This is a genomic window from Nioella ostreopsis (assembly GCF_004000255.1).
Lineage (GTDB): Bacteria > Pseudomonadota > Alphaproteobacteria > Rhodobacterales > Rhodobacteraceae > Nioella > Nioella ostreopsis.
This window is the reverse complement of sequence record NZ_RCIQ01000018.1, coordinates 39,432-63,425: the sequence shown is the minus strand read 5'-3', so window position 1 is coordinate 63,425 and position 23,994 is coordinate 39,432. Positions and strand designations below refer to the sequence as shown.

The following is a 23,994-nucleotide window of genomic DNA, read 5'->3' as shown; positions in this document are numbered from 1 at the left end:
ATCCCCCTTGCGCATCCCCGCGACCCTCGGCTAAACAGCCGCGCACTACCTGATCACGTGCGGTCGTGGCGGAATTGGTAGACGCGCAGCGTTGAGGTCGCTGTGGGGTAACTCCCGTGGAAGTTCGAGTCTTCTCGACCGCACCATGTCACATCCTGATGTGACTTCTGGCAAATCCAAAAACTTACGGATCGCTATTGAGCGCAGGATGTTGCCTCATCCTGTGGCGACGTTCCCGATGCGATGGCGTTGCGATACTGCTCGCGCGGGCGGTTCGGGTCGTCTGATCCGTTGCGAGCCGTCTTGAGAATGGATTTTCCACGGACCCCTGCTGCGACCGGGATTGGTGCCGGCGCAAGGATCACTGCCGGATCGAGGGGGGCGCCCGCCGGTGACCTAGACCAATTGCCGATCGCGGGCGATCATAGCGGCCTGGGTGCGGTTGCGGGCATCCAGCTTGCGGCACAGGGTCTTCACATGCAGCTTGATCGTGACTTCCTGAAGGTTCAGTTCGCGGGCGATTTCCTTGTTGGACTTTGCGTCGCAAAGCGCCCGCAGAACCTCGGTTTCCCGCGTGGTCAGATTGGCCTCGTTGGTATTGCTGGCCTGCTGCTGGAACGAGACAGGCATGAACACCTCACCCAGGACCATCAGGCGGATCGCGCCGATCATGGCCTTGGCGCTCATGGTCTTGGGAACGAACCCGATGGCTCCGGCCTCGATGGCGCTTTGTGCAATGGCGGGGGTCGCCATGCCCGACAGAACCGCGACCGGGCCACCATTCATGGCGGCTTTCATCTGGGCGACTCCCTCCAGCCCGTTCATGCCGGGCATCTTGTAATCCAGAAGGGCCAGGTCGAATTCACCGTTGCGGGCTGCGGCTAGGGCGTCGTCCAGATTTTCCGCGGTCGCCACCTCGTCAACCCCTTCGGATTTCAGGAACAGGCTGATCGTGTCGCGAACAAGGTCGTGATCATCCGCAAGAAGAATGCGCATTTCTTTCCTTTCCATGACTGCCCGGTGTCGATGGTAGCGGATTGCCTGAGCGGATGGAATAGCGGTTTCGCCCTGTCTGCCTCTACCCGCTGCCTGGGGCGGCGCCCACCCATGGCCGCCCCGACCGCCGAAAAGAGGCAGGCTTGGGCGGGATGTTCGATCCGTTACGCCACCATGGCTCACATGCGTTTGGCGACCTCCTCCAACATCACCTCGGTCGCGCCGCCGCCGATGGCCTGTACTCGGGCGTCGCGGGTCATCCGTTCGATCACGGTGCCGCGCATGAAGCCGGTGCCGCCATGGAATTGCAGGCAGTCATGCATGACCCGGTTCACCAGATCACCGCAGAGCGCCTTGATCATGGAGACCTCTTTAACCACCTCTTCGCCCGCCGCGTCGCGCATGGCGGTGGCATAGATCAGGTGGCGCGCGGCGGTCACTTCGGCCTGCAGCATCGCCAGCCGCTGGCGGATTGCCTGCTTGTCCCACAGGGGCGCGCCGAAGGCCTGGCGGGTCTTCACGTAATCCACGGTCAGATCAATCGCGGCCTGCGCTTCGCCCATGGCCATGGCGCCGATCACGATGCGTTCGTTCTGGAAATTCTGCATGATCGCGTAGAAGCCGCGTCCTTCTTCGCCCAGGATGTTCTCGGCCGGGATCTCGCAGTTGTCGAACAGAAGCTCGGCGGTGTCGGAGCTGCGCCAGCCGTGTTTGTCGAGTTGCCGGGCGACGGTGAAGCCGGGCGTGCCCTTTTCGACCAGAAACATGGTCACCCCGCGCGAGGGCGGGGCGTTCGGGTCGGTCTTGGCAGCGACGCAGTAGATGTCGGCGTGCACGCCATTGGTGATGAAGGTCTTGGCCCCGTTCAGAACGAAGGCGTCATTGCCCTTGCGGGTGGCCCGTGTTCGGATGCCCTTCACGTCCGACCCGGCGCCGGGTTCGGTCACGGCGACAGCGGTGATGGTCTTGCCCGAGATGATCCCCGGCATCCAGCGGTCGCGCTGCGCATCGGTCCCTGCGTTGAACAGGTGGACCGAGGCCATGTCGGTATGCACCAGTGCGGTGATCGCGACGCCGGAGAAGGTGGAGCGGCCCAGTTCCTCGGCCCAGACCGTCGTGGCGCGGGTGTCCATCTCGGCCCCGCCAAAGCGGTCCGGGTAGCGGATGCCGAAGAAGCCCAGTTCTCCCATCCGGGTCAGCACCTCTCGCGGGACCATCCCGGTCTCTTCCCATGCATCTGCATGGGGTTTGATCTCCTCCTCCACAAAGCGGCGGATCTGATCGCGTAGCTGTTCGTGCTCCGGTTCCAGAAACAGGCTGTCTGTCATGGCGTGTCCTCCCTCGGGACGCAGGCTGGCGCAGGCACGGGCCAAATGGCAAGCACGACGTAACGGCGGGATTTCCGAACTTTCCTTCCGCAGGGGAAACATGCACAACTGCGCGTCATGACATTCAGCCTTGCCGATATCCTGACCGCCCGCCACGTTCTGCGCGGGCAGGCAGACGCCACGCCCTTCGTGCCCTCGCCTTACATGAGCGCGCGGACCGGGCATGATTTTCTGCTGAAGCTGGAGACGTGCCAGCCCATTGGGGCCTTCAAGCTGCGTGGTGCGATGAATGCTGTGATGACCCTGCCGGATGGCGTTGCAGGGGTGACCTGCTGTTCCACCGGCAACCATGGGCGCGGCGTGGCCTATGCCGCCGCGCGCCGGGGGATCCGCGCGGTGATCTGCATGTCGGAACTGGTGCCACAGGCCAAGGTGGACGGCATCCGCGCGCTTGGGGCCGAGGTGAAGATCGTCGGGCGCAGTCAGGACGACGCGCTGGCCGAAAGCCTGCGTCTGGTGGAGCAGGAGGGTTTGGTCGAGATCTCGCCCTTCGATGACCCCAAGGTGATCGCGGGGCAGGGCACCATCGGGTTCGAGATGATCGAGGCCCGGCCCGATCTGCACACGGTTCTGGTGCCGCTGTCGGGGGGCGGGCTGGCGGGCGGCGTCTCGGTGGCTGTGAAATCGGTGAACCCGGATGTGCAGGTCATCGGCATCACCATGGACCGGGGCGCGGCCATGCAGGCCTCCATCGCCGCGGGCCACCCGGTCGAGGTGGAGGAAGTGCCGAGCCTAGCCGACTCGCTTGGCGGGGGGATCGGGCTGCACAACAGGCTCAGTTTCCCACTCTGCCGTGACAATCTCGACGCAATCGTGCTGGTGACGGAAGAAGAAATCCGCGACGCGATGCAGGTTCTGTTCTACGAGGATCGCATGGTTGCGGAAGGGGCCAGCGTGGTGGGGCTGGCGGCGGTGCTGGCGGGCAAGGTCAGGCCCGAGGGGCCGGTCGGCACCATCGTGACGGGGCGCAATCTGGATATGGTCCAGTTCCACCGGATCATGGCGGGCGAGGATATTTCATTGGGGGACAGGATCTTGAAGGGCAAGACATATGGCGCATGACATCCGCATCGTGACAGAGGCGCAGCTGCGGCAGGTGGTGGAGCTGGACCTGACCGCCATCGACGTGGTCGAGAGGGCCTTCGCGGCGCTGGCCTCTGGTCGGGTGGTGATGCCGCCGATCCTGTCGATGGATCTGCCCGACGCGAACGGAGAGGTCGACGTCAAGACCGCCTATATCCCCGGCTTCGACGGCTTCGCCATCAAGGTCAGCCCCGGCTTTTTCGACAATCCCAAGCTGGGACTTCCCAGCCTGAACGGTCTGATGATCCTGTTTTCCGCAAAGACCGGGCTGGTGCAGGCGGTGTTCCTGGATAACGGCTACCTGACCGATATCCGCACCGCCGCCGCAGGGGCCGTTGCCGCGCGCCATCTTGCGCCGCCGCATGTGGACACTGCAGGCGTGATCGGTACCGGCGTTCAGGCGCGCCTTCAGATTCAGGCCGCGCATCTGGTGCGGCCCTTCAAGCGGCTGCTGGTCTGGGGACGGGATGCCGCCAAGGCCGCTGTTTGCGCCGACGATCTGCGTCTTGACCTGGGGATCGAGGTCGATGCCGTGTCAGACCCGGAACGGCTGGTCGCGGAAAGCCAGCTGGTGGTGACGACGACCCCCTCCCGTGCCCCGGTGATCAAGGCCGACTGGCTGCATCCGGGCCTGCACATCACCGCAATGGGGTCGGATCAGGCCGGGAAATGCGAGCTCGACCCGCGCGCGCTGGTCCTGGCCGACGCCTATATCTGTGACAGCGTCGCGCAATGCGAAGTGTCGGGGGAGTTGGAGGCGGCGCTGGCCGTCAATCTCTGGACCAAGGGCCCACCCGCCGAACTGGGGCAGATCATCAACAGAAGCGCCATTGGCCGCCGCACTGCCGATGATATCACCATCTGCGATCTGACCGGCACCGGGGCACAGGACACCGCCATTGCCAGCCATGTCTTTGCCCGGCTTGGCGATGCAGGGACCAGCGTGACAAGCTAGGGCTGGAAACGGCCCGTCTCTTTGGCTATTGTCGAGCCGACCACGGCAATAAAGGCATTGCGCGCTGCTGCCGGGGTGAGCGGAGCCTTTTGCCCAGCTCTATCCGGCCCCAGCCCGGAAGCGTGCATCCCGGCTCCTATCCTGTGACCTTAGGCGGCGCGCCGCCAGAACCGCGAGAGATGAGCCATGCTGCGCAATGACCAACTGGACCAGTGGGACCGCGAGAATTTCTTCCACCCCTCCACTCACCTAGCCGAGTTTGCCCGGGGCAACCTGCCCAACCGGGTCGTGACCGGCGGCTCGGGCTGCCATATCGAGGACCGCGAGGGCAACCGTCTGCTCGATGCCTTTGCCGGGCTTTACTGCGTGAATGTGGGCTATGGCCGTCAGGACATCTCTGATGCCATCGCCGCGCAGGCCAAGGAACTGGCCTATTACCATTCCTATGTGGGCCACGGAACCGAAGCCTCGATCACGCTGGCCAAGATGATCCTCGACCGCGCGCCGTCGAACATGTCGAAGGTCTATTTCGGCCTTGGTGGCTCGGATGCGAATGAGACCAACATCAAGCTGGTCTGGTACTACAACAACATCCTCGGACGGCCCGAGAAGAAGAAGATCATCAGCCGCTGGCGTGGCTATCACGGGTCGGGCCTGATGACCGGCTCGCTGACCGGGCTGGAGCTTTTCCACAAGAAATTCGACCTGCCGCTGACCCAGGTGATCCACACCGAGGCGCCCTATTACTATCGCCGCCCCGATCTGGACATGTCGGAGGAGGCCTTCACCACCCATTGCGTGGCCGAACTGGAAGCGCTGATCGAGCGCGAGGGCGCCGACACCATCGCCGCCTTCATCGGCGAACCGGTGCTTGGCACCGGCGGCATCGTGCCCCCGCCTGCGGGCTACTGGGCGGCCATTCAGGCGGTGCTGAAGAAGCATGACATCCTGCTCATTGCCGATGAGGTCGTGACCGGGTTCGGCCGCCTCGGCACCATGTTCGGCTCGGACCACTACGGGATCGAGGCCGATATCATCACCATCGCCAAGGGGCTGACCTCGGCCTATGCGCCTCTGTCCGGCTCCATCGTGTCGGACAAGGTCTGGAAGGTGCTGGAGGACGGCACCGACGAAAACGGCCCCATCGGCCACGGCTGGACCTATTCCGCGCATCCCATCGGGGCGGCGGCGGGCGTCGCGAACCTCAAGCTGATTGATGAGCTCAACCTCGTCCAGAACGCGGGCGAAGTGGGCGGCTACCTCAACGCCACGATGACGGCGGCGCTGGCGGAGCATGCCAATGTCGGCGAGATCCGAGGCGAGGGGATGCTCTGCGCCGTGGAATTCGTGCAGGACAAGGGCAGCCGCAGCTTCTTTGACGCCTCCGAGAAGGTAGGCCCCCGCATCGCGGCGGCGCTGCTGGAGCATGGCGTCATCGGCCGCGCCATGCCACAGGGCGATATCCTCGGCTTCGCCCCGCCCTTCTGCCTGACGAAGGAAGAGGCGGACGAGGTCGTCGGCAAGACCGTGAAGGCGGTGACGGCGGTTCTGGGCTGAGTCTGGCGCTCTAAAGGCTCGGGGCGGGCATTGTCCGCTTCGAGCCCAGAGCAGACACCTGTGAGTGGTCCCGATCATGCCAGAATGTGAAGGCCTTGGTGTGCCGTTGGAGATGCGGAACGTGCGCGGCACATTTTCCTACACCATCAGCCAATCGTTTGGTTGGCAGACCCAGGTCTACCCGGTTGTCTAGCCAATAGTGTCCACGGTATCCTTTCGAGAAACTTCGCTGCGGCCAGATGACTAGACACTAGGGGCGTCGCCAAATCGGTTTGTGCCGGGTGAACCCGCGGCTGAGAGAAACGCAGTAGAGCCAATAGCTGCAGCGAAACTAGCAAGGCCGCAAATTCCCATGACATTTGCTGCAGTCTCCAAAGACGGGCCGCCAAAAGCAAGATTTAGGGCGAAGAAGAAAAATAAAATTCCAAACCCAATTAAGCCGAGGGGCAAGAGACACCACCGCGCGGATCGATCCATATCGTGCAAACGCCGTGAGCCGACAGCTAGAGCTATCGGTATCCAAAGTATTAGCAAGAAAGCCATCGGATAAAATAAAATGAAGGCTGCGGTCCAAAAAGCGGATGCATCGTCCCAATCTCTAGGCGAAAAGGTTATTATTAATCCTAGGACAACTACCAAGACGATGAAAATAAGAAACCACCACCAGAACTCTGACCGCGAAGCTCGCCCCGAGTATTTATAAGAGTGCTATATACAACTTTTTGTGGCAGCAACAAATCCCAAATCCTGTTCTCCTTTGAAGCACTATGCATGAAGTGACTGAACTTTGAAATCAACATCTGCTCCGTCCGCATAGCTGTCATCGACTTCGGATCTCGGGGATTGGACGAAGTCAGTTTCAACCGAGCCCTACCCCTCCAACGGATGAAAACAGGCGACCGACACGCCGTCGCCCTGATCCTTCAGCTCCGGAATCTCGGCGCGGCAGCGGTCGCTGGCGAAGGGGCAGCGGGCGGCGAAGGAGCAGCCGGGGGGCGGGTTCAGCGGGTCGGGCAGTTCGGTTTCGCGGCCCTCGGGCGCTTTCAACTCTCGGCCCACCACCGGGGCGCTGTCCGCCAGCAGCTTGGTGTAGGGATGCCGGGGGGCGGAGAAGATGCGTTCCGCCGGGCCAAGTTCCACCAGGTCGCCGAAATAGAGCACCGCGATGCGGTCGCTCACCGCCTCCACCACCGCGAGGTCATGGGTAATGAAGAGGTAGGTGAGGCCAAATTCCTGCTTCAGGTCCGCCAGCAGGTTCAGCACCTGCGCCTGAACCGACACGTCGAGCGCCGACACCGGTTCATCGAGGATCAGGATACGCGCCTCGGCGGCCAACGCCCGCGCGATGCCGATCCGCTGCGCCTGTCCGCCGGAGAATTCATGCGGGTAGCGGTCGAGGAATTCCTCCCGCAGGTTCACGGCGGCGAAGATCTCGGCGATCCGTTTGCGCCGCTCCGGTGCGGCCATCCCGTGCAGGTGTTTCAGCGGCGCGTCCATGATCTGGCGGATTGTCTTGCGCGGGTTGAGCGAGGACAGCGGGTCCTGAAAGACATACTGGATCTTCTTGCCGAACTCGGACGGATCGGCGGTGTCGAGCGCCGCGCCCTCGATCTCGATCGTGCCTTTCGTGGCGGGCAGAAGCCCCACCAGCATCCGCGCCAAAGTGGACTTGCCGCATCCGGATTCGCCCACGATGCCAAGGGTTTCGCCCTTGGCGACCTCCAGCGTCACCGGCTGCACCGCGTGCACCACCGCGCGGGGCGGGCCGAAGAGGCTCTTGCCGACGGGGAAATCTTTTTTTAGCTTGGTCAGCTTCAGGGCGGCGGTCATGCGGGCAGCTCCTCGATCTCCGGGGCAATGCAGCGGACCCGGCGGGTTGCACCGATTTCATCCAGCGTGATGTTGCCCTGACGGCAGGCCGCGCGGACCTTGTCGCAGCGGTCGGCGAAGGCGCAGCCTGCGGGCAATTTATCCACGACAGGGGGCAGGCCGGGAATGGCCTCCAGCCGCCTGCGCCCGCCGCCCAGTTCGGGGACGCAAGCCATCAGGCGGCGGGTGTAGGGATGGGCGGGGTGGGCCAGGATGTCATCCGTGGTGCCCTGTTCCACGATCCGGCCCGCATACATCACCGCCACCCGGTCACACAGCTGCGCGACGACGCCGAAATCATGAGTGATGAACAGAATCGCGACGCCACGATCCCGGCGCAAATCATCCAGCAGCGTCAGGATCTGCGCCTGCACGGTCACGTCAAGCGCGGTTGTCGGCTCATCCGCGATGATCACGTCGGGGTCATTGGCCAGCGCCATGGCAATGCCCACGCGCTGGCGCATGCCGCCCGACATCTCGTGCGGGTAATTGTCCACCCGGTCCTCGGCATTGGGAATTCGGACGGATTTCAGCAGCTCGATGGCATGGGCGCGGGCCTCGTGCTTCGGCACGCGGCGATGAACGCGGACCGCCTCGATCAGCTGATCGCCCACGGTATAAAGCGGATGGAGCGTCGCCAGCGGGTCCTGGAAGATATAGGCCACCTTGCGCCCGCGCAGGCTGCGCAGCAGTTCATAAGGCGCACCGACCAGTTCCTCGCCGCGATAATAGACGGACCCGCCGGTGATCTTGCCCGGCGGCGAGGCGACGAGCCCCATGATGGACAGCGCCGTGACCGACTTGCCGGACCCGCTTTCGCCAATGAGGCCGAGGCATTCGCCGGGCTGGATCTGCAGGTCGACGCCGCCCACGGCGCGGTAGATGCGCGGGCCGATATGGAACTGGGTTTCCAGCTGAGACAGCTCGAGCAGGGCGGTGCCATCTGCTGTATCGCCGGGTTGCCGATCCCGGTCCACCAGCGTGGCGGGAAGGGGGCGGCTGAGCGCGCCGGACTTCAGGCGCGGGTCCAGCGCATCGCGCACCCCGTCGCCAAGCAGGTTGATCGCCATGACGATGATCAGGATCATCACACCGGGAACCAGCGAGGTGTGCGGGTTGGTGATGAGCGCCGAGCGCGCCTCCCCCAGCATCGACCCCAGATCGGCCTGCGGCGGTTGAGACCCAAGCCCGAGGAAGGAGAGGCCAGCGGTTTCAAGGATCATCCAGCCCACGGTGGTGGACATGGCGATGACGATCACGGGCAGCACATTGGGCAGGATCTCGGTCAGGATGATCTTGGTATCCGACAGCCCCGCCAGCCGCGCCGCATCGACGAATTCCTTATGCGCAATGCCGACGGTGATGCCCCGGATATTCCTTGCGAAAAACGGGATGTTGACGGCAGCGACAGCAATCAGCGCGTTCATCAACCCGGGGCCGAGGGCCGCCACAATCGCCAGCGCCAGCAGGATATAGGGGAAGGCCATCAGCACATCGACGAAGCGCATGATGATGTTGTCGGTGCGCCCACCGTAGTAGCCCGAGATGATGCCGATCGCGGCCCCGATCGTGGCGGCGATGAAGGCGGCGGCGAAACCCACGGCGAGGGATAGCCGCGTGCCCCACATCAGGCGGGACAGCAGGTCGCGCCCCAGGTGATCGGTGCCCAGAAGCGCGCCTTCGGAAAAGGGCGGCGTGAAGCGGGCGGGGGTGTTCGTCACGTCCGGGTTGGCCAGCGGCAGGATCGGCGTCAGCACGGCCAGCAGCACGACAAGGCCCATGACGATCAGCCCCGCCAGCGCCAGCTGGTTGCGGGCGAGAAGCTTGAGGAACGCCATCATGTCTTGATCCTCGGATCGAGCAGGCTTTGCGCCACGTCGACGATGATGTTGAAAAGAACGTAACAGGCGGCGACGAAGACCACGCCGCCTTGGACCAGCAGGATGTCACGGCGCAGGATCGCCTCGACCAGCATCTGGCCGATGCCGGGCCATTGGAAGACGCGTTCGATATAGACTGCGCCCGACAGGACAAAGCCCGCCTGGATGCCGAGAACGGGGATGATCGAGACCATCGCGGCGCGCAGCGCGTGACGCCAGATGATGCCGCGCTCATGCACGCCCTTGGCGCGGGCGGTGCGGATGAAGTCCTGGCGCAGAACCTCCAGCATGGCCGACCGCGACAGGCGGGCGATCACGCCGGTGGCCACCACGGCGAGCGCCAGCGCGGGCATGGTCAGGTGATCAATGAGCGCCCAGATGTCGCGCGTGCCGTAGATCGGCCACATGCCCGAGACCGGGAACCAGCGCAGGTTCACCGCGAAAATCAGGATCATCATCATGCCAAGAAAGAAGGAAGGGATTGATATCCCTAGCAAAACCGCGAAGGTGATCGCCTTGTCCGCAAACCCGTACTGACGCGCGGCGGAGATCACGCCCGCCGCGATGCCGAGGAATGAACAGAGAATGAACGCCGTGCCCGCAAGGATCAGTGTTGCATTGAAGCGTTCCAGAACCTCGTCCAGTACCGGGCGGTTGAGGTTAAAGGACCGCCCCAGATCGCCTTGAACAAGGTTTCCGAGCCAGATGAAATAGCGTTGCACCAGCGGCTCATCGAGCCCCAGATCGCGGTTCAGTTCGGCCACGTTTTCGGGTGTCGCGTAGCTGCCCAGAATGGCGGTGGCGGGATCGCCGGGGATCATCGCCATGATCACGAAAACCACGATCGAGATGCCGATCAGCACCGGGATCGCGGAGAGAAGTCGGCGGAGGATGTAGCGGCCCATGGCGGGATTATCTCCGGTCGGCGGGGGCTGAAAAGAGGGGGGCGCCCCCCGTGCACCGGGCGTACACCCCCTGTACACCCCCCGTGCAGACAAAATCGCACCGCGGCGAGGGGAAGGGAGACCCCCGCCGCGGCGCTTAGCTTAGGCTCAGTTCTTCACCACGTCATGCAGCAGCAGGAAGAAGGAGGGTTCAAGCGCGAAGCCTTCGACCCGGTCATTGGTGACTGCGTTCTGCACCCAGTTTGCCACGAAGACCCACGGCGCGTCCTCCTGCACGATCACCTGCATCTGGCGATAGAGTTCCGCGCGGCGGTCCTGGTCGGTCGAGGTGCGGGCCTCTTCCAGCAAGGCGTCAACCTCGGGGTTGGAATAGTAGCCGGAGTTGAAGCCACCCTGATCGGGCCAGGCATCGGTGCGCAGCGCCAAGTAGGGCAGGGTGTCGGGGTCGTTCGTCATCCACGCCATTTCCGCCATGTCGGCCTCACCCTCAAGGCCCGGATTCACGCGGCCAAGGAAGGTGTTCCATTCATAGGTTTCGATGGTGACGTCGAAGCCCACGGCCTCCAGATCCGCCTGAATGGCGGTGCCCATGGCGACGGGGTCCAGCATGCCCGATCCGCCCTCGGTCACGTAGAAGGTGATCTCGGGGTTCTCGACACCGGCCTCGGCCAGCAGTTCACGGGCGCGGTCGGGGTCGTAGGGATAGGGCTCCAGTTCCTCGTTATAGGCCCATGCGAAGGCGGGCGGGGTCGGACCGGCCGCAACGGCGGCGGTGCCTTCCAGCACGTCATTCACGATGGCTTCCTTGTTGATCGCGTAGTTCGCGGCCTGACGGACGCGCACATCGGCAAACGGGCCTTCCAGAGCGTTGAGGATCAGGAACCAGACGTGGGGGCCTGCCTGTTCGACGATCTGGAAGCTGTCGCCGCCGAATTCGGACAGGGCCACCGGCGGAACTTCGACCATCATGTCGATGCCGCCAGCGAGCATTTCGGCCACGCGGGTGTTGGCGTCGGTGATCGGGCGGAAGACCACGGCCTCCAGCGCGGGCGCACCGCCCCAGTAATCGGGGTTACCGGTCACGACCACGGCCTCATTCGCGCGCCATTCCTCGAAGACGAAAGCGCCAGTGCCGGACGGGTTGCGGCCGAAGTCCTGGCCATGCTCCATCACAGCGGCGGGCGAAACGATGAGGCCGGTGGGATAGGCGAGGTTCGACAGGAACGGTGCGTAAGGCGCGTTCAGGGTGAACTGAACGGTCATGTCGTCGAGCGCTTCGACCTCTTCCACGGCCGAGAAGAAGAAGGACAGCGGGAAGGGGCCGGTGTCATGGTAGGGGTGGTCTTCATCGAGCATCCGGTCGAAGTTGAACACCACGGCCTCTGCATTGAAGGGAGAGCCGTCATGGAAGCTGACACCTTCGCGCAGGGTGAAGGTGTAGACGGTGCCGTCCTCGGAGATGTCCCAGGAGGTGGCCAGCGCGGGCTCCACTTCCAGAGTGCCGGAGGCGTAGCGCACCAGCCCGTCATAGACATTCATCAGAATGCGGAAGTCGTTGACGGCGGTCACGGCATGGGGGTCGAGCGCCTGTGGCTCGGCCACCTGGCCGACGACGAGAACGCCGGGCGGGGTTTGTGCGGCGGCGGGATTGGCCCCTATGGCCAGCGCCGAGGCCGCCACGGCGGCAAGCAGCGCGCGCCGTGTCATGGACAGCAGTTTCATGGCAGATCCTTCCCTGTGGAATTTATCATGATGAATTGCATTCACGCAAATGATCATGATAAATTCAAGAGAAATATTAGCGGGAGCCCGGCATGACCTTCTCGATTCTTGCCCATGACCAGAAAACAGGCACTTACGCGGCGGCGGCTGCGACAGGCAGCCTGTGCGTGGGCGGATGGGTCATTCGCGGCGATATCGAGCGCGGGCTGTCGGCCTCTCAGGGGACCGCGCCCAGTACGTTCTGGCGCGATGAGGCGATTCGCCTGATGGGTCAGGGGGTGAGCGCAGGCGATGCGGTTTTCGCTGTGACTCAAGGGGATGCGGGGCGCGGGCACCGGCAGCTGATCACGCTGGATGTGGCGGGCCGGGCCGGAGGTTTCACCGGCGGCAAAAGCGTGCCCGCCGCTGCGCATCGCTGCTTTGGCGGGCTGGCGGTGGCGGGGAACATGCTGAGTTCCGAGGCGGTTCTTGACGCGCTTGTCGCGCGCTACCGCGAGGGCGAGGGCGAGGACATGGCCGAGCGGCTGCTGGCGAGCCTGCGGGCGGCAGAGGTGGCAGGGGGTGATTCGCGCGGGCTGCTGTCTGCGGCGATGCTGGTGCTGCGCCCCGATGCGCCGCCGCTGGATCTGCGGATCGACCGGAGCGACCAGCCGCTCGACGATCTGGGCGCGTTGCTGCAGGCCGCCCGGACGCCCCCCTATGCGGACTGGCTGGACGAGGTGCCGGTGCTGACGGACAAGGTGCGCGCACCGGGATGAGCTGGGGCGAGAACGCGATTTCGAAATCGCGTCCCCCGCGCTCTGCAAGGCGTGCGGCTCCCCGGGTCGGACTGGTGCGCCTTGGCATCGGCAGGGGCGTGGCCTGGGATCTGGACACAAGGACGCGATTTCGAAATCGCGTGGTCGCGCTGACCTCACCGCCTATTCTGCGATGAAGCGGCGCATGACCTGCGCCTCCTGCCGCTGCATCAGGGCTTCGGCCCCCAGCATATGGGACCGCATGATCGCCTCGGCGCGCGCCGCATCGCCAGCCTCCAGCGCTTCCACCAGATCGAGCTGGTGCCTTTGGCCGCGCGCGCGCAGTTCCTCGTTATGGGGTTCATAGAGGCGGCGGTAAACGGTCAGATCGGTCAGGATCCGCGCCATGAAGGAGACCATGAAGGCGAGCAGCGGGTTGCGGGAATACTCCGCCAGCTTGGCGTGGAACTTGAGCGAGTCGATATGCTGGTCGCGTTCCTCTTCGGGTGTCTCCGCGGGCCGGTCATATTGCTGGACCAGCCCCCGCAGCTCGGCGATCTGGCCCGGGCTGAGTGTACCCGCAAGCGATGCGGCCAGTTCCGGCTCCACCACCTTGCGCATCTGGTAGATGTCGGACACCGACAGATCCTGGAAATAGAAATAGTTGGCCAGCAGCGACTTGGCGCGTTCAAGGCTGACCTCGCCCACGAAACTGCCGCCGCCGGGGCCGGTGCGGGTGACGATGAGGCCCTGCGCCTCAAGGATCCGCATCGCCTCGCGCACGGTGCCTTTCGAGACCCCGAAAAGCGTAATCATCTCGGCCTCATTGGGCAGCTTCGCGCCCTGTTTGAGGTCGCGTTCCACGACCCATTCCTTGATCTGGTCAGCCACTTTCACCGGTCGGGACCGTCTGGGAAGGGCTGGTTTCGAGGATGTGTCGGTCATGTGGCTCTGACGTTGATTTATCATGATGAACCTAGACCCAAGCGCCATGCTTGTGTAGGGCCTAATTTATCATGATAAATTTGGATAGCATCATGGATTGGGGAGAAGAGGCCGCGCGGCGGCTGCGGGAGATCGCCGGATGCAGCGGGCCCGGGCCGGGGGTGACGCGCTTTCCCGTCACGGCGGCGCATCGCGCGGGCGCTGGTGGAGATGTGACGCGGGGGAGCGCGCCTCCTCAAGCCCCCTTGTCAGGGGAGCCCTCGTCGGCGCGCGTTGCCACGGCTGCGTGGCGGGGGCGGTGCTCAACTAGCCCAGTTTCGGGTTTGGCACCGGTGCGCGGCGTCGGATCAGCCGATCTTGTCGCGCCATTGGGCGGCCTTGGCGGCAGCCTCGCGCCGCAGCAGCACCATGTCCACATCGACAGCGATGAATGTGCCGCCCGCCTCGTTCACCGCGTCCAGCATCACCGGATCGAGCGACAGGAACCCGGCGGGCAGACCGGCGGTGGTGATCCGTTTCACCGCATCGACAACGGCGGCCTTGACCTCCGGGTGCGAGCCCTGCCCGGGATAGCCCATGGAGGCCGCCAGATCGGCGGGGCCGATGAAGATGCCATCGACGCCGTCAACCGCCGCGATGGCCTCGATATTCGCAAGCGCCTCGGCGGTTTCGACCTGCACGAGCAGGCAAATCTCTTCCGAGGCCCGTGTCGCATAGTCCTTGACCGCACCATAGCGGGTGGCGCGTGTCGTCCCCGCCATGCCCCTTATGCCATGCGGCGGATAGCGGGTGGCGGCGACGGCGGCAGCGGCCTCATCCGCGTTCTGGACATAGGGAATGAGCAGCGACTGCGCCCCGCAATCCAGCAGCTTCTTGATTTCGACCGCGTCATTCCAGCCGGGCCGCACCACGGTGCTGATCGGGTAAGGCGCGGCGGCTTGCATCAGGGGCATCGTGTCGACGGCACCCATGGCGGAATGTTCCGTGTCGATCAGCAGCCAGTCATAGCCGCAACCGGCCAGCAGCTCGACCACGCCATTGTCGGGAATCGAGACCCACATGCCGATCTGTTTCTCGCCCGCCTTGATCGCGGCTTTGAAGGCATTCCTGGGCAGGTCCATGGCGGTGTGTCCTTTACGGTTGCGTGTTAGTTGACATGTTCAGAATTGCATGGGGACGCCGGGAAGGAAAGATGCTGTGCGGGGACTGTGCGGGCTTCTCAAGCCTGTGGGGGCGGGCTATGCCCTAGGGATGAGCACGGACCCTGACCATTTGCCGGGATTGCACCTGATCGTGGACCTTTACGGGGCCATCGGTCTGGATGACACGGAATTTCTTGAAACCACCCTTCACGCGGCGGCGGGGGCGGCGGGGGCCACTGTTCTGGCGGGGCATCTGCATCATTTCGGCGAGGGGCATGGGGTGACGGGCATTCTGCTGCTGGCGGAATCGCATATCTCGATCCACACCTGGCCCGAGACCGGCTATGCCGCCGTGGATATCTTCCTCTGTGGCCGATCCGATGCGCATCGGGCGGCGGCGTATCTGCGTGAGGTGTTGCGGCCCGAACGGGTGGTGATCACCGAGATCGCGCGCGGTCGGGGCTGATCAGGGGAACCACTGGTCCCAGCCATCGAGATAGTAGCCCACAAGCGCATGGGATTGCAGGGTGTTGGCCTCGGCCTCGATCCGCGAGACATCACCCCCGAAGAGCCGCGCGGCCTGCCATTCGTCTTCGTTCAGATAGCGCAGGCCCTCGGGCAGGGGCAGGTTGTCCGCCCCGTGTTCCAGGGGCGCGGCGATGATGAAGCCCCATTCGCCGAAACTGGGCACATAGGTGTGATAGGGCAGCGTCCAGAGACCCGCCGTGCCGGGGGTCAGGGGGTTGGTGGCGCTTTCAAACGTTTCGACGAGAGACCAGAAGGCCTGCCGCGCGAAGAGTGGTGATCCGGCCTGCGTCACGATCAGCCCGTGGGTGGAGAGACGCTCGGCCAGCAGCCCGTAGAAGCTGCGGGAATAGAGCCGCGACAGGGCGAGGTTCTTGGGGTCGGGCAGGTCGAGGATGATGACGTCATAGAGCGCGTCGGCATGTTCGATGAACTCCCACGCGTCGGAATTGATGATCGTCACGCGCGGGTCGCTGAAGGCGTGGTCGTTCAAGGGCGCGAGGTCGGGGTGGTCGCGGAAAAGCGTGGTCACGGCGGGATCGAGATCGACCAGCGTCACGGACTCAACACCATCGTGGCGCAGCACTTCGCGGGTGGCCATGCCGTCGCCGCCGCCGAGGATCAGGATGTTGCGGGCGCGCGGCGCAAGGCCCATGGCGGGATGCACCAGAAGCTCGTGATAGCGGTATTCGTCGATGCTGTCGAACTGGATGGAATGATCGAGGAACAAGCGCACCCGGTCCTGAAAGCGGGTGACGGTGATTTGCTGATAGGGAGTCGCCTGATCGAGGATGATGCTGTCTTCGTACAGCCCCGCATCGGCGATGGAGACCAGCCGTTCCGACATCACAAGTCCGGCCAGCGTGGCGGACAGCGCCAGCGCCCAGAAGGTCACCTGTGCGCGGGTCACGAGATCGCGGAAAATCCACAGAGACAGGCCCGCCACGGCAAGGTTCAGCGCCCCGAAGGTCAGGCTTGCCGACATCAGGCCCAGATGCGGGATGATCAGCAGCGGAAAGGCCAGCGAGGCGGCGAGCGCGCCCACATAATCCACTGTCAGCACGTTCTCAAACCGGAACTCGCTGGCGCCCTCGGACTTCAGGATGCGCACAATGAGCGGGATTTCCATCCCCGACAACACGCCCACGGCGATGAGCATGCCGTAGAGCGGCAGGCCCACATCGCCCAACCAGCCATAGATGATGAACAGCACCGGGGCCATGAAGCCACCGACCAGCCCCAGTAGGATCTGCGCCCAGACAAAGCCCGAAAACGCCTGCCCCACATAGCGCGACAGCCACGATCCCAGCCCCATGGAGGACAGGAAGATGCCGATCACCAGCGAGAACTGACGCACGGAATCGCCGAGCAGGTAGCTCGACACCGTGGCCGCGACCAGTTCGTAGATCAGCCCGGCAATGGCGACCAGAAAGGTCGCCGCCAGCAGCCAGACCTCGCGCAGGCGCGGGGCGTGGGCTGGTGTCATGAAACGATGACGGCCGCGATAATGATGGCGATGGACAGGAACAGCATGCCGATCATGACGGCCAGTGCAATGTTCTGGTCTTCCTCGATCTCCTTGATGATCGGGAAGGGCGAGGCCGCGACGATGATCTTCCACACGATCCACATCAGCACCATGCCGATGCCGGTATAGACGATGGTGCCGAGGATTTCGGCCAGTTGAAGCTCTGCAAACAGTTCCATTGGATCCTCTTTCTTATTTGACGCGACCGAAGCCGAAGAAGCCGCTATTGCCACCGCTGCCGGTCCTCAGCGAGACATGCCGACCGGTGGTGTCGGGGGCCGCGCCGCGATAGGCAACGTAAGAGACACCGAGAACGGCGATGATGGTGACGGCCAGGAATACGGTTCGAAACAGGTTCATGTCAGTCCTCGCTCGTCCAGTCGGACCCGCTCCAGCGTCGGCGGTTGAAGTTCCACCGGCGCAGGAAGCTGACCCCCACCACGATCAGGAAGGCGACGCCAAGCCAGTACAGCCAGTACCCCCGGGAAATGCCCGCGTAGGAGCGGATGGTGACGGTTCCTTCCGCGAAATGAAGCTGGCTGGCGCTGGTCAGATCCCCCTGAAATCCTGCCCGGTTGTTGGCAGAGCCCGGCCCCTGGCTCGACCAGCCAAGATTGAGCAGGTAGCTGCCGGACAGGGTAGAGGGGAAAAGCAGTTCGGTGTGGTTGTTGCCTCCCGGCAGACCGTTTTGACGCTGACCGCCAATTCTGACCCGCGCCCGGCTTGGTGCACCGGACACGGCGCTGCCATCGGCATTGGTCAGGGTAAGCGACGCATAGGCATAGACCGGCGCGCTCGGCGGGTTCGCAAGGGTTGGTTCGACATAGGGTGTGCCGTCAATGGTCAGCCTGACCGGGCCGGGGACATCCGGGATGGTGACAGGCACCGCCGAAGGAATGTCGCGCACATGGACGACGACAGGGTCGCCGACGACCGCGCCGGTCCGGGTGTCGAAGAACAAGGCCAGCGCGAAACAGGCAACCATGGCAATGAGGGCCACGATCTGAACGAAGCGGTCATTTCCGCCGCCCGTATCGGGCTGCATCGGGTGCGGAGCGCTTGGCACCGGCGGGTTTCTGACCCCGAAAGAGGCGGAGACCGCGGCGCTGTCCACCAGTTCCGAGCGATAGACTTCGCGTTCCTGATTGGTCTCCGAGAAGGCCAGCATCGCGTTGTCGGTCAGAACCGACACGGCGGTTGTCTTGTCGCCAATCTTGGGGGCCCAGGTGAACTCGCCTTCGGCAAAGGTGATTTCGCCGGTCGAGGTTTCGTAATAGCGATAGCGATCGCCATCGACGGTCACGGTAGGCGGATGATTGGCCCGCTCCACCTGCGCCGAGGATATCCAGACCGGCCGTCGGTAGCGGCGGGTAAAGACAAGATGCCCGTCCTCGATGGTCAGCCAGGCATAGCCATGGGTGGGTGAATACAGCTGGTGGTCGATCCAGCGCCAGGTCTGGCCGCGATAGCGCTCGGTATATTCCAGCATCCCGATGACTGTATAATCGACGCCCTTGATCTTGCCGGACATGCCGATGCGGAATGGGCTGTCGGGGCGTTTCAGCCCGTCGAACTTGGCGATGACCTTGTAGTTGTCCTGCGTGTCCAGCTCGGCCCCGCAATAGGGGCAGATATGGACCATGACCCGCCCGCCGCCGAGCACATCCAGCCCGGCCCCGCAGGAGGTGCAATTGACGGTGGTGGTGGTCGCGGCAAGGCTCATGACTGCCTCCTGACCGTGATCTCGAAGGGATCAAACCAGTAGCCCAGGAACCACGATTGCCCGCCCTCCCAGATTTCACCCGACAGAAGCAGGCCGTTTGACGCCTGAGCGTTCACGAACTCGTAGGTCTCGCCCACTTTCAGCTCTTCGTCGAAGCTGCCCCTCACCGCCACGCATTCGGCGCTGTCGACCTCGACCACGTTGAAGGACTTGTCCTGACAGTGCAGCGCCCGGCCCGGGCGGAAATCGCCCTCTGTGCGGGGGTAGTTGCGGGCGGGCACCGGTTTTTGCACCACGATATCGCCCTCGTCGACGGAGACCCACATGGGGTCGCCCGAGGGCGTTTCGCCCCAGAATTCCTCCCAGAAGCCGCGACCGTAGGAAAACCGCGCATGGCCATGCAGGGTGACCGTTGTTTCACCGCAGATCACGGTATCGCCAATGTCGAAAAGAAGCGGCACCTCATGCATCACGCCCTGTTCTCCGGCCAGCCGCACGGCGTCTGATTCGATCAGGATCGTCGAGTCGCACGAGGCGCAGGTGACCATGCGCGCGCGCGCTATGGTGGGGGTGACGTCATCGCCGCAATTGGGACAGCTGAATGTGCTCATGTGGCAATCAAGGATCTGCAATAGGCCCCGAAACGGGGCGGAAATCTGTAACACCTGCCAGCCTAAGCGCGGATGGACTCGAAATAAAGGCCGAATTTCCACCAGTGGGGTCAGTCGCGGTATCCGTAATCGGCGAATGCGGCCAGAGCCTCTTCGATCTGGAGCCGGTCAAGCACATGCGGCGTGCCGATGGAGAGGGACAGGATGTAGCCCCGCGCCAGCGTTTCAAGCTCGCCCATGCGCCAGAGCGCCTTGGGAAGCGTTTCGCCCACCACCGTGGCGCCGTGATTGGCCATCAGGCAGGCGTGGCGGTCTGTCATGGCGGTCACCACCTTGCGGGCCAGTTCCTCACCACCGAAAAGCGCATAGCCCGCCAACGGCACGTCATGGCCCCCGAAAGCCGCGACCATGTAATGCACTGCCGGAATGGTCATTCGGTTCTGCGCCAGCGCGGTGCAATGGACGGGATGGGCATGGACGACAGCGTGCATCTCGGGCTTCGCGGCCAGCAGCGCCTGGTGAAAGCGCCATTCGGAGGAGGGCCGGAGGTTGCCTTGCGGGGTCGGCTCGCCCGAGAGCGGCACCCTCTGGATCATGTCGGGCGTCATGGCCTCGTAAGGCACGCCCGAAGGGGTGATCAGCATGACGTCGCCCGCCCGGACCGAGACATTGCCCGAAGTGCCCTGATTGATGCCCTCGGCGTTGAGCCGCAGGCAGGCGTCGATGATCGCCTGCCGTGTGTCGGTCGTATCCGTGTAGGGCGGTGTCATCGCACAGCCATCTCGGGGAAGAGCCCGGTAAGCCCGGCCTCGGACGCCTCGCAGAGGCCGCGTTCGGTGATGAGCCCGGAGACGAGTCTTGCGGGCGTCACGTCAAAGGCGGGGTTGCCGGCGGGGGTGCCCTCGGGCGTGACCTGCACGCTGGTGATGCCGGTCGCGTCCCGGCCTTGGACATGGGTGATCTCGCGGGCGGGGCGATCCTCGATGGGGATCTCGGCCACGCCGTCCGAGACGGTCCAGTCGATGGTGGGCGAGGGCAGCGCGACGTAGAAGGGCACGCCATTGTCGCGCGCCGCAAGCGCCTTGAGATAGGTGCCGATCTTGTTGCAGACATCGCCCGTGCGGGTCGTGCGGTCGGTGCCGGTGATGACCATGTCAACCATCCCGCGCTGCATCAGATGCCCGCCCGCGTTGTCGGTGATGTAACTGTGGGAGATGCCATGGCTGCCCAGTTCCCATGCCGTCAGCGCACCCTGGTTGCGGGGCCGGGTTTCATCGACCCAGACATGGAGGGGAATGCCCGCCTCATGCGCGTGATACATCGGGCTGGTCGCGGTGCCCCAGTCCACTGTCGCCAGCCAGCCCGCGTTGCAATGGGTGAGCAGGCGGACCGGCTCGCCCGCCGGTTTTTTCTCCGCGATGGCCGTGATGAGGCTGAGGCCATGGAGGCCGATGCGGCGGTTGATCTCCACATCCTCGTCGGCGATGGCGTGGGCGAGTTGCAGCGCGGCGGCGGCGCGGTCCTGTTCGGGCAGGGGGCGCATGGCGGCGGTCGCCCGGTCGAGCGCCCATCTGAGGTTGATCGCCGTGGGCCGCGTGGCGTGGAGCCGGTCATAGGCTTTGGTCATTGCGCTGTCGGAGCTGTCCTGCGCCAGCGCGAAGGCCATGCCATAGGCGGCCGTCGCGCCGATGAGTGGCGCGCCGCGCACATGCATGTCGGTGATCGCGGTGCAATAGTCGGCGAGGCTGTCGAGCTGCTGGATACGGAATTCATGCGGGAGCCAGCGTTGGTCGATGATCTGCAGGGCGCTTGCATCATCGCTCCACCAGAGGGAGCGGTAGGGGGTACCATTGACTTTCATGGGGATATGGTTGGGCCGGGGCGGGCAGGGGGTCAAGCCGGTTTCGCCGCGCCTTTGGCGCGTCGACCGGGGAACGCGCCTCGTCACCCCCCGCTTGCGCGGGGACCTCCTCAGCGCGTGTTGCCACGGATGCGTGGTAAGGGACGGTCTTCGTGTCAGCCTGTCCGCTGGTGGCTGGGTCGGATGCCTCCGGCGGAGGTATTTTGGCCAAGATGAAAGCGAAAAGGCCGCCTGCGGGGTGCGGGCGGCCTTCTTGCGTGTGGTGTGTCGGCGGGGTTAGCCGATGATCGCGTTCAGCGTGGCAGAGGGGCGCATGACGGCGGCCTTCTTTTCCACCGAGGGCTTGTAGTAGCCGCCGATATCGGCCGCCGGGCCTTGCGCGGCCTTGAGTTCGGCCAGGATCGCCGCTTCGCCATCGGCCAGGGCCTTGGCTACGGGGGCGAAATGCGCTGCGAGATCCGCGTCGTCGGTCTGGGCCGCCAGTGCCTCGGCCCAGTAGCGGGCGAACCAGTAGTGGCTGTCGCGGTTGTCAGGCTCACCGACCTTGCGGGACGGGCTGCGGTTGTCGTCGAGGATGCCTTGCGTGGCGGCCTCGGCGGCGCGGCCCAGGACGCCCGCCTTGGCATTGCCACGGCTGTCGGCGAGGAAGTTGAGGCTTTCGCCAAGGGCGCAGAATTCGCCCATGGAGTCCCACCGCAGGTGGTTTTCCTCGACCAGTTGCTGCACATGCTTCGGCGCTGAGCCGCCCGCGCCGGTCTCGAAAAGCCCGCCGCCATTCATGAGCCCCACGATGGAGAGCATCTTGGCCGAGGTGCCGAGTTCGAGGATCGGGAAGAGGTCGGTCAGGTAGTCGCGCAGCACGTTGCCGGTGATGGCGATGGTGTTGCCGCCTGCGGTGATGGTTTCCAGCGAGGCGCGGGTGGCCTCGCGCGGGGCCATGATCTCGAACTTGTCGGCGACGCCTGCGGCCTCCACCGCGGGCTGCACGTATTTGATCAGCTCGGCGTCATGGGCACGGTTTGCGTCGAGCCAGAAAATCGACCGGAAGCCCGTGAGGCGCTGACGGTCGATGGAAAGCTGGATCCAGTTCTCGATCGGGGCTTTCTTGACGGTGCAGGCGCGCCAGATGTCGCCCTGTTCCACCTCGTGGGAATGCAGCGTCTCGCCATTTGCCAGCACGATGCGGATGGTGCCGTCGGCGGGCGCCTCAAACGTGGTGGGGTGGGAGCCGTATTCCTCGGCCTTCTGCGCCATCAGGCCGATATTCTGCACGGTGCCTGCGGTTGCCGGATCGAGCGCGCCATTGGCTTTGAAGAAGCTGATCGCCTCGTCATAGACCGGGGCGTAGCAATTGTCAGGGATGACGCAGTTGGTATCACCCTCGTTGCCATCAGGGCCCCAGCCCTTGCCACCGGCGCGGATCAGCGCGGGCATGGAGGCGTCGATGATGACGTCGGAGGGGATGTGCAGGTTGGTGATGCCCTTGTCGGAATTGACCATATACATCGGTGGGCGGTCGGCCGTGGCGGCCTCGATGGCGGCCATGATCTCTGCGTTGTCGGCCACGCGGGCCAGCACGTCGCCGAGCCCTGAGTTGGGGTTCACGCCGAGCGCGGCCAGCTCTTCGCCGAACTGGTCGAACACGGGGGCGAGCCAGGCTTTGACGGCATGGCCGAAGATGATGGGGTCGGACACCTTCATCATCGTGGCCTTCATGTGCAGCGAGAAGAGTGTGCCGTCGGACTTGGTGTCTTCGATGGCCTCAGTGAGGAAGGCGGAGAGCGCCTTGACCGACATGAAGGTGGCGTCGACGACTTCGCCTTCGATGAGCGGCCAGCTGTCCTTGAGCGTGGTGACCGTGCCATCCTTGCCCACGAATTCGATCTTGGCTGCACCGGCCTGTTCGGCGGTCAGCGTGGCCGACACCTCATTGGCGTAGAAGTCATTGCCGGGCATGGAGGACACCTTGGTCTTGCTGTCGGCAGACCATGTGCCCATGCGGTGCGGGTTCTTCTGGGCGAAGTTCTTGACGGCGGCGGCGGCGCGGCGGTCGGAGTTGCCTTCGCGCAGCACCGGGTTCACGGCAGAGCCCTTGAGCGTGTCATACTTGGCGCGGACGGCCTTTTCCTCGTCGGTCGCGGGGGCCTCGGGGTAGTCGGGCAGGGCGTAGCCTTGCGACTGGAGCTCTTTCACCGCGGCAACGAGCTGCGGGACCGAGGCCGAGACGTTCGGCAGCTTGATCACATTCGCTTCGGGCGTCTTCACCAGCTGGCCCAGTTCGGCCAGATCATCGGACTGGCGCTGATCTTCGGTCAGGTAGTCCGGGAAGGTCGCCAGGATGCGGCCGGCCAGCGAAATGTCCTTGGTGCCGACGCTAACGCCAGCGGCATCGGCGAATTTGCGGATGATCGGCAGGAACGAGGCCGAGGCCAGTTCGGGCGCTTCGTCTACAATGGTATACACAATGTCAGGTTGTTTTTGATCTGCCATGTTCCGTTCCCTTTTTCAAAGTTCCGAGGGGGTCTGGGGGCCTTGTGGCGCTGGCCGTTTCGGTGCGCGCGGGCAGG

General features: G+C 64.2%; 21 protein-coding genes, 1 tRNA gene and 1 pseudogene. 6 read left to right on the top strand and 17 right to left on the bottom strand.

From position 1 onward, the window contains the following. Positions 1-59: 59 nt before the first annotated feature. A tRNA-Leu gene (locus EP237_RS17115) sits at positions 60-146 on the top strand. A gap of 250 nt (positions 147-396) precedes the next feature. On the opposite strand, the gene EP237_RS17110 is transcribed toward EP237_RS17115, so the two are convergent. Beyond that, the gene (locus EP237_RS17110) at positions 397-996 is read right to left on the bottom strand and encodes a response regulator transcription factor (RefSeq protein WP_127562117.1); all 600 of its coding nucleotides are present in this window, start codon (positions 994-996) and stop codon (positions 397-399) included. 179 nt (positions 997-1,175) lie between these two features. After that, a complete protein-coding gene (locus EP237_RS17105; RefSeq protein WP_127562116.1) occupies positions 1,176-2,324 on the bottom strand; it encodes an acyl-CoA dehydrogenase family protein in 1,149 nt (382 codons plus the stop codon). A gap of 117 nt (positions 2,325-2,441) precedes the next feature. Here EP237_RS17105 and eutB point away from each other — a divergent pair, with 117 nt between their 5' ends. The 3 genes from eutB to EP237_RS17090 all read left to right on the top strand — a co-directional run bounded on the left by eutB (position 2,442) and on the right by EP237_RS17090 (position 5,979). Then, the gene (eutB, locus tag EP237_RS17100) at positions 2,442-3,446 is read left to right on the top strand and encodes a hydroxyectoine utilization dehydratase EutB (protein ID WP_127562115.1); all 1,005 of its coding nucleotides are present in this window, start codon (positions 2,442-2,444) and stop codon (positions 3,444-3,446) included. Continuing rightward, on the top strand, positions 3,436-4,422 hold the full coding sequence (locus EP237_RS17095) for a cyclodeaminase (protein WP_127562114.1): 987 nt from the start codon (positions 3,436-3,438) through the stop codon (positions 4,420-4,422). Before eutB ends, EP237_RS17095 begins: the two co-directional genes overlap by 11 nt. Positions 4,423-4,608: 186 nt before the next feature. Further along, positions 4,609-5,979, top strand: a complete 1,371-nt coding sequence (locus EP237_RS17090; RefSeq protein WP_127562113.1) for an aspartate aminotransferase family protein — start codon at positions 4,609-4,611, stop codon at positions 5,977-5,979. Between the two features lie 243 nt (positions 5,980-6,222). On the opposite strand, the pseudogene EP237_RS23840 reads toward EP237_RS17090, so the two are convergent. From EP237_RS23840 to EP237_RS17065, 5 genes and pseudogenes are all read right to left on the bottom strand, one after another. Next, positions 6,223-6,666, bottom strand: a pseudogene (locus EP237_RS23840) (DUF805 domain-containing protein); the annotation flags it as partial. 183 nt (positions 6,667-6,849) lie between these two features. Then, on the bottom strand, positions 6,850-7,809 hold the full coding sequence (locus tag EP237_RS17080) for an ABC transporter ATP-binding protein (RefSeq protein ID WP_127562112.1): 960 nt from the start codon (positions 7,807-7,809) through the stop codon (positions 6,850-6,852). Continuing rightward, on the bottom strand, positions 7,806-9,686 hold the full coding sequence (locus EP237_RS17075) for a dipeptide/oligopeptide/nickel ABC transporter permease/ATP-binding protein (RefSeq protein WP_127562139.1): 1,881 nt from the start codon (positions 9,684-9,686) through the stop codon (positions 7,806-7,808). Before EP237_RS17075 ends, EP237_RS17080 begins: the two co-directional genes overlap by 4 nt. Then, positions 9,686-10,633 carry an ABC transporter permease gene (locus EP237_RS17070; RefSeq protein WP_127562111.1) on the bottom strand — a complete coding sequence of 316 codons (948 nt, stop codon included), beginning with the start codon at positions 10,631-10,633 and terminating at the stop codon, positions 9,686-9,688. Before EP237_RS17070 ends, EP237_RS17075 begins: the two co-directional genes overlap by 1 nt. Before the next feature lie 147 nt (positions 10,634-10,780). Beyond that, entirely contained in the window at positions 10,781-12,355 is a 1,575-nt protein-coding gene (locus EP237_RS17065) for an ABC transporter substrate-binding protein (protein WP_127562110.1), read from the bottom strand. A gap of 92 nt (positions 12,356-12,447) precedes the next feature. Between EP237_RS17065 and EP237_RS17060 the strand changes: the two genes are divergently transcribed. After that, a complete protein-coding gene (locus EP237_RS17060; RefSeq protein ID WP_127562109.1) occupies positions 12,448-13,113 on the top strand; it encodes a DUF1028 domain-containing protein in 666 nt (221 codons plus the stop codon). Between the two features lie 162 nt (positions 13,114-13,275). Here the strand turns inward: EP237_RS17060 and EP237_RS17055 are convergent, their stop codons facing one another. Next, the gene (locus tag EP237_RS17055; RefSeq protein ID WP_240661678.1) at positions 13,276-14,037 is read right to left on the bottom strand and encodes a FadR/GntR family transcriptional regulator; all 762 of its coding nucleotides are present in this window, start codon (positions 14,035-14,037) and stop codon (positions 13,276-13,278) included. Positions 14,038-14,384: 347 nt separating this feature from the next. After that, a complete protein-coding gene (locus EP237_RS17050) occupies positions 14,385-15,158 on the bottom strand; it encodes an HpcH/HpaI aldolase family protein (protein WP_127562107.1) in 774 nt (257 codons plus the stop codon). Between the two features lie 130 nt (positions 15,159-15,288). Here EP237_RS17050 and speD point away from each other — a divergent pair, with 130 nt between their 5' ends. Then, positions 15,289-15,645, top strand: coding sequence for an adenosylmethionine decarboxylase (gene speD, locus EP237_RS17045; protein ID WP_127562106.1), 357 nt, complete (start codon positions 15,289-15,291; stop codon positions 15,643-15,645). Here speD and EP237_RS17040 read toward each other — a convergent pair whose 3' ends face one another. The 8 genes from EP237_RS17040 to EP237_RS17010 form a co-directional block, all read right to left on the bottom strand. Further along, a complete protein-coding gene (locus EP237_RS17040; protein WP_127562105.1) occupies positions 15,646-17,190 on the bottom strand; it encodes a polyamine aminopropyltransferase in 1,545 nt (514 codons plus the stop codon). Further along, positions 17,187-17,411 (bottom strand): DUF350 domain-containing protein, encoded by a 225-nt coding sequence (locus tag EP237_RS17035; protein WP_071690706.1) that lies wholly within the window; start codon positions 17,409-17,411, stop codon positions 17,187-17,189. The genes EP237_RS17040 and EP237_RS17035 overlap by 4 nt, the downstream gene beginning before the upstream one ends. Positions 17,412-17,424: 13 nt before the next feature. After that, positions 17,425-17,592 (bottom strand): hypothetical protein, encoded by a 168-nt coding sequence (locus tag EP237_RS23175; protein WP_164744746.1) that lies wholly within the window; start codon positions 17,590-17,592, stop codon positions 17,425-17,427. 1 nt (position 17,593) lies between these two features. Then, a complete protein-coding gene (locus EP237_RS17030) occupies positions 17,594-18,955 on the bottom strand; it encodes a DUF4178 domain-containing protein (RefSeq protein WP_127562104.1) in 1,362 nt (453 codons plus the stop codon). Then, complete coding sequence (locus EP237_RS17025) at positions 18,952-19,566, bottom strand: DUF4178 domain-containing protein (protein ID WP_127562103.1); 615 nt, start codon at positions 19,564-19,566, stop codon at positions 18,952-18,954. Before EP237_RS17025 ends, EP237_RS17030 begins: the two co-directional genes overlap by 4 nt. Positions 19,567-19,676: 110 nt before the next feature. Further along, the gene (locus tag EP237_RS17020) at positions 19,677-20,336 is read right to left on the bottom strand and encodes a class II aldolase/adducin family protein (RefSeq protein ID WP_127562102.1); all 660 of its coding nucleotides are present in this window, start codon (positions 20,334-20,336) and stop codon (positions 19,677-19,679) included. Further along, positions 20,333-21,427, bottom strand: coding sequence for an S-methyl-5-thioribose-1-phosphate isomerase (gene mtnA, locus EP237_RS17015; RefSeq protein ID WP_127562101.1), 1,095 nt, complete (start codon positions 21,425-21,427; stop codon positions 20,333-20,335). Before mtnA ends, EP237_RS17020 begins: the two co-directional genes overlap by 4 nt. 276 nt (positions 21,428-21,703) lie before the next feature. Then, complete coding sequence (locus EP237_RS17010; protein WP_127562100.1) at positions 21,704-23,917, bottom strand: NADP-dependent isocitrate dehydrogenase; 2,214 nt, start codon at positions 23,915-23,917, stop codon at positions 21,704-21,706. Between the last annotated feature and the right edge of the window lie 77 nt (positions 23,918-23,994).

Excerpts from the sequence above, each read along its gene's own strand:
- EP237_RS17110 (WP_127562117.1), bottom strand. The coding sequence starts at position 996 with ATGCGCATTCTTCTTGCGGATGATCACGACCTTGTTCGCGACACGATC.
- EP237_RS17105 (WP_127562116.1), bottom strand. The coding sequence starts at position 2,324 with ATGACAGACAGCCTGTTTCTGGAACCGGAGCACGAACAGCTACGCGAT.
- eutB (WP_127562115.1), top strand. The coding sequence starts at position 2,442 with ATGACATTCAGCCTTGCCGATATCCTGACCGCCCGCCACGTTCTGCGC.
- EP237_RS17095 (WP_127562114.1), top strand. The coding sequence starts at position 3,436 with ATGGCGCATGACATCCGCATCGTGACAGAGGCGCAGCTGCGGCAGGTG.
- EP237_RS17090 (WP_127562113.1), top strand. The coding sequence starts at position 4,609 with ATGCTGCGCAATGACCAACTGGACCAGTGGGACCGCGAGAATTTCTTC.
- EP237_RS17080 (WP_127562112.1), bottom strand. The coding sequence starts at position 7,809 with ATGACCGCCGCCCTGAAGCTGACCAAGCTAAAAAAAGATTTCCCCGTC.
- EP237_RS17075 (WP_127562139.1), bottom strand. The coding sequence starts at position 9,686 with ATGGCGTTCCTCAAGCTTCTCGCCCGCAACCAGCTGGCGCTGGCGGGG.
- EP237_RS17070 (WP_127562111.1), bottom strand. The coding sequence starts at position 10,633 with ATGGGCCGCTACATCCTCCGCCGACTTCTCTCCGCGATCCCGGTGCTG.
- EP237_RS17065 (WP_127562110.1), bottom strand. The coding sequence starts at position 12,355 with ATGAAACTGCTGTCCATGACACGGCGCGCGCTGCTTGCCGCCGTGGCG.
- EP237_RS17060 (WP_127562109.1), top strand. The coding sequence starts at position 12,448 with ATGACCTTCTCGATTCTTGCCCATGACCAGAAAACAGGCACTTACGCG.
- EP237_RS17055 (WP_240661678.1), bottom strand. The coding sequence starts at position 14,037 with ATGACCGACACATCCTCGAAACCAGCCCTTCCCAGACGGTCCCGACCG.
- EP237_RS17050 (WP_127562107.1), bottom strand. The coding sequence starts at position 15,158 with ATGGACCTGCCCAGGAATGCCTTCAAAGCCGCGATCAAGGCGGGCGAG.
- speD (WP_127562106.1), top strand. The coding sequence starts at position 15,289 with ATGAGCACGGACCCTGACCATTTGCCGGGATTGCACCTGATCGTGGAC.
- EP237_RS17040 (WP_127562105.1), bottom strand. The coding sequence starts at position 17,190 with ATGACACCAGCCCACGCCCCGCGCCTGCGCGAGGTCTGGCTGCTGGCG.
- EP237_RS17035 (WP_071690706.1), bottom strand. The coding sequence starts at position 17,411 with ATGGAACTGTTTGCAGAGCTTCAACTGGCCGAAATCCTCGGCACCATC.
- EP237_RS23175 (WP_164744746.1), bottom strand. The coding sequence starts at position 17,592 with ATGAACCTGTTTCGAACCGTATTCCTGGCCGTCACCATCATCGCCGTT.
- EP237_RS17030 (WP_127562104.1), bottom strand. The coding sequence starts at position 18,955 with ATGAGCCTTGCCGCGACCACCACCACCGTCAATTGCACCTCCTGCGGG.
- EP237_RS17025 (WP_127562103.1), bottom strand. The coding sequence starts at position 19,566 with ATGAGCACATTCAGCTGTCCCAATTGCGGCGATGACGTCACCCCCACC.
- EP237_RS17020 (WP_127562102.1), bottom strand. The coding sequence starts at position 20,336 with ATGACACCGCCCTACACGGATACGACCGACACACGGCAGGCGATCATC.
- mtnA (WP_127562101.1), bottom strand. The coding sequence starts at position 21,427 with ATGAAAGTCAATGGTACCCCCTACCGCTCCCTCTGGTGGAGCGATGAT.
- EP237_RS17010 (WP_127562100.1), bottom strand. The coding sequence starts at position 23,917 with ATGGCAGATCAAAAACAACCTGACATTGTGTATACCATTGTAGACGAA.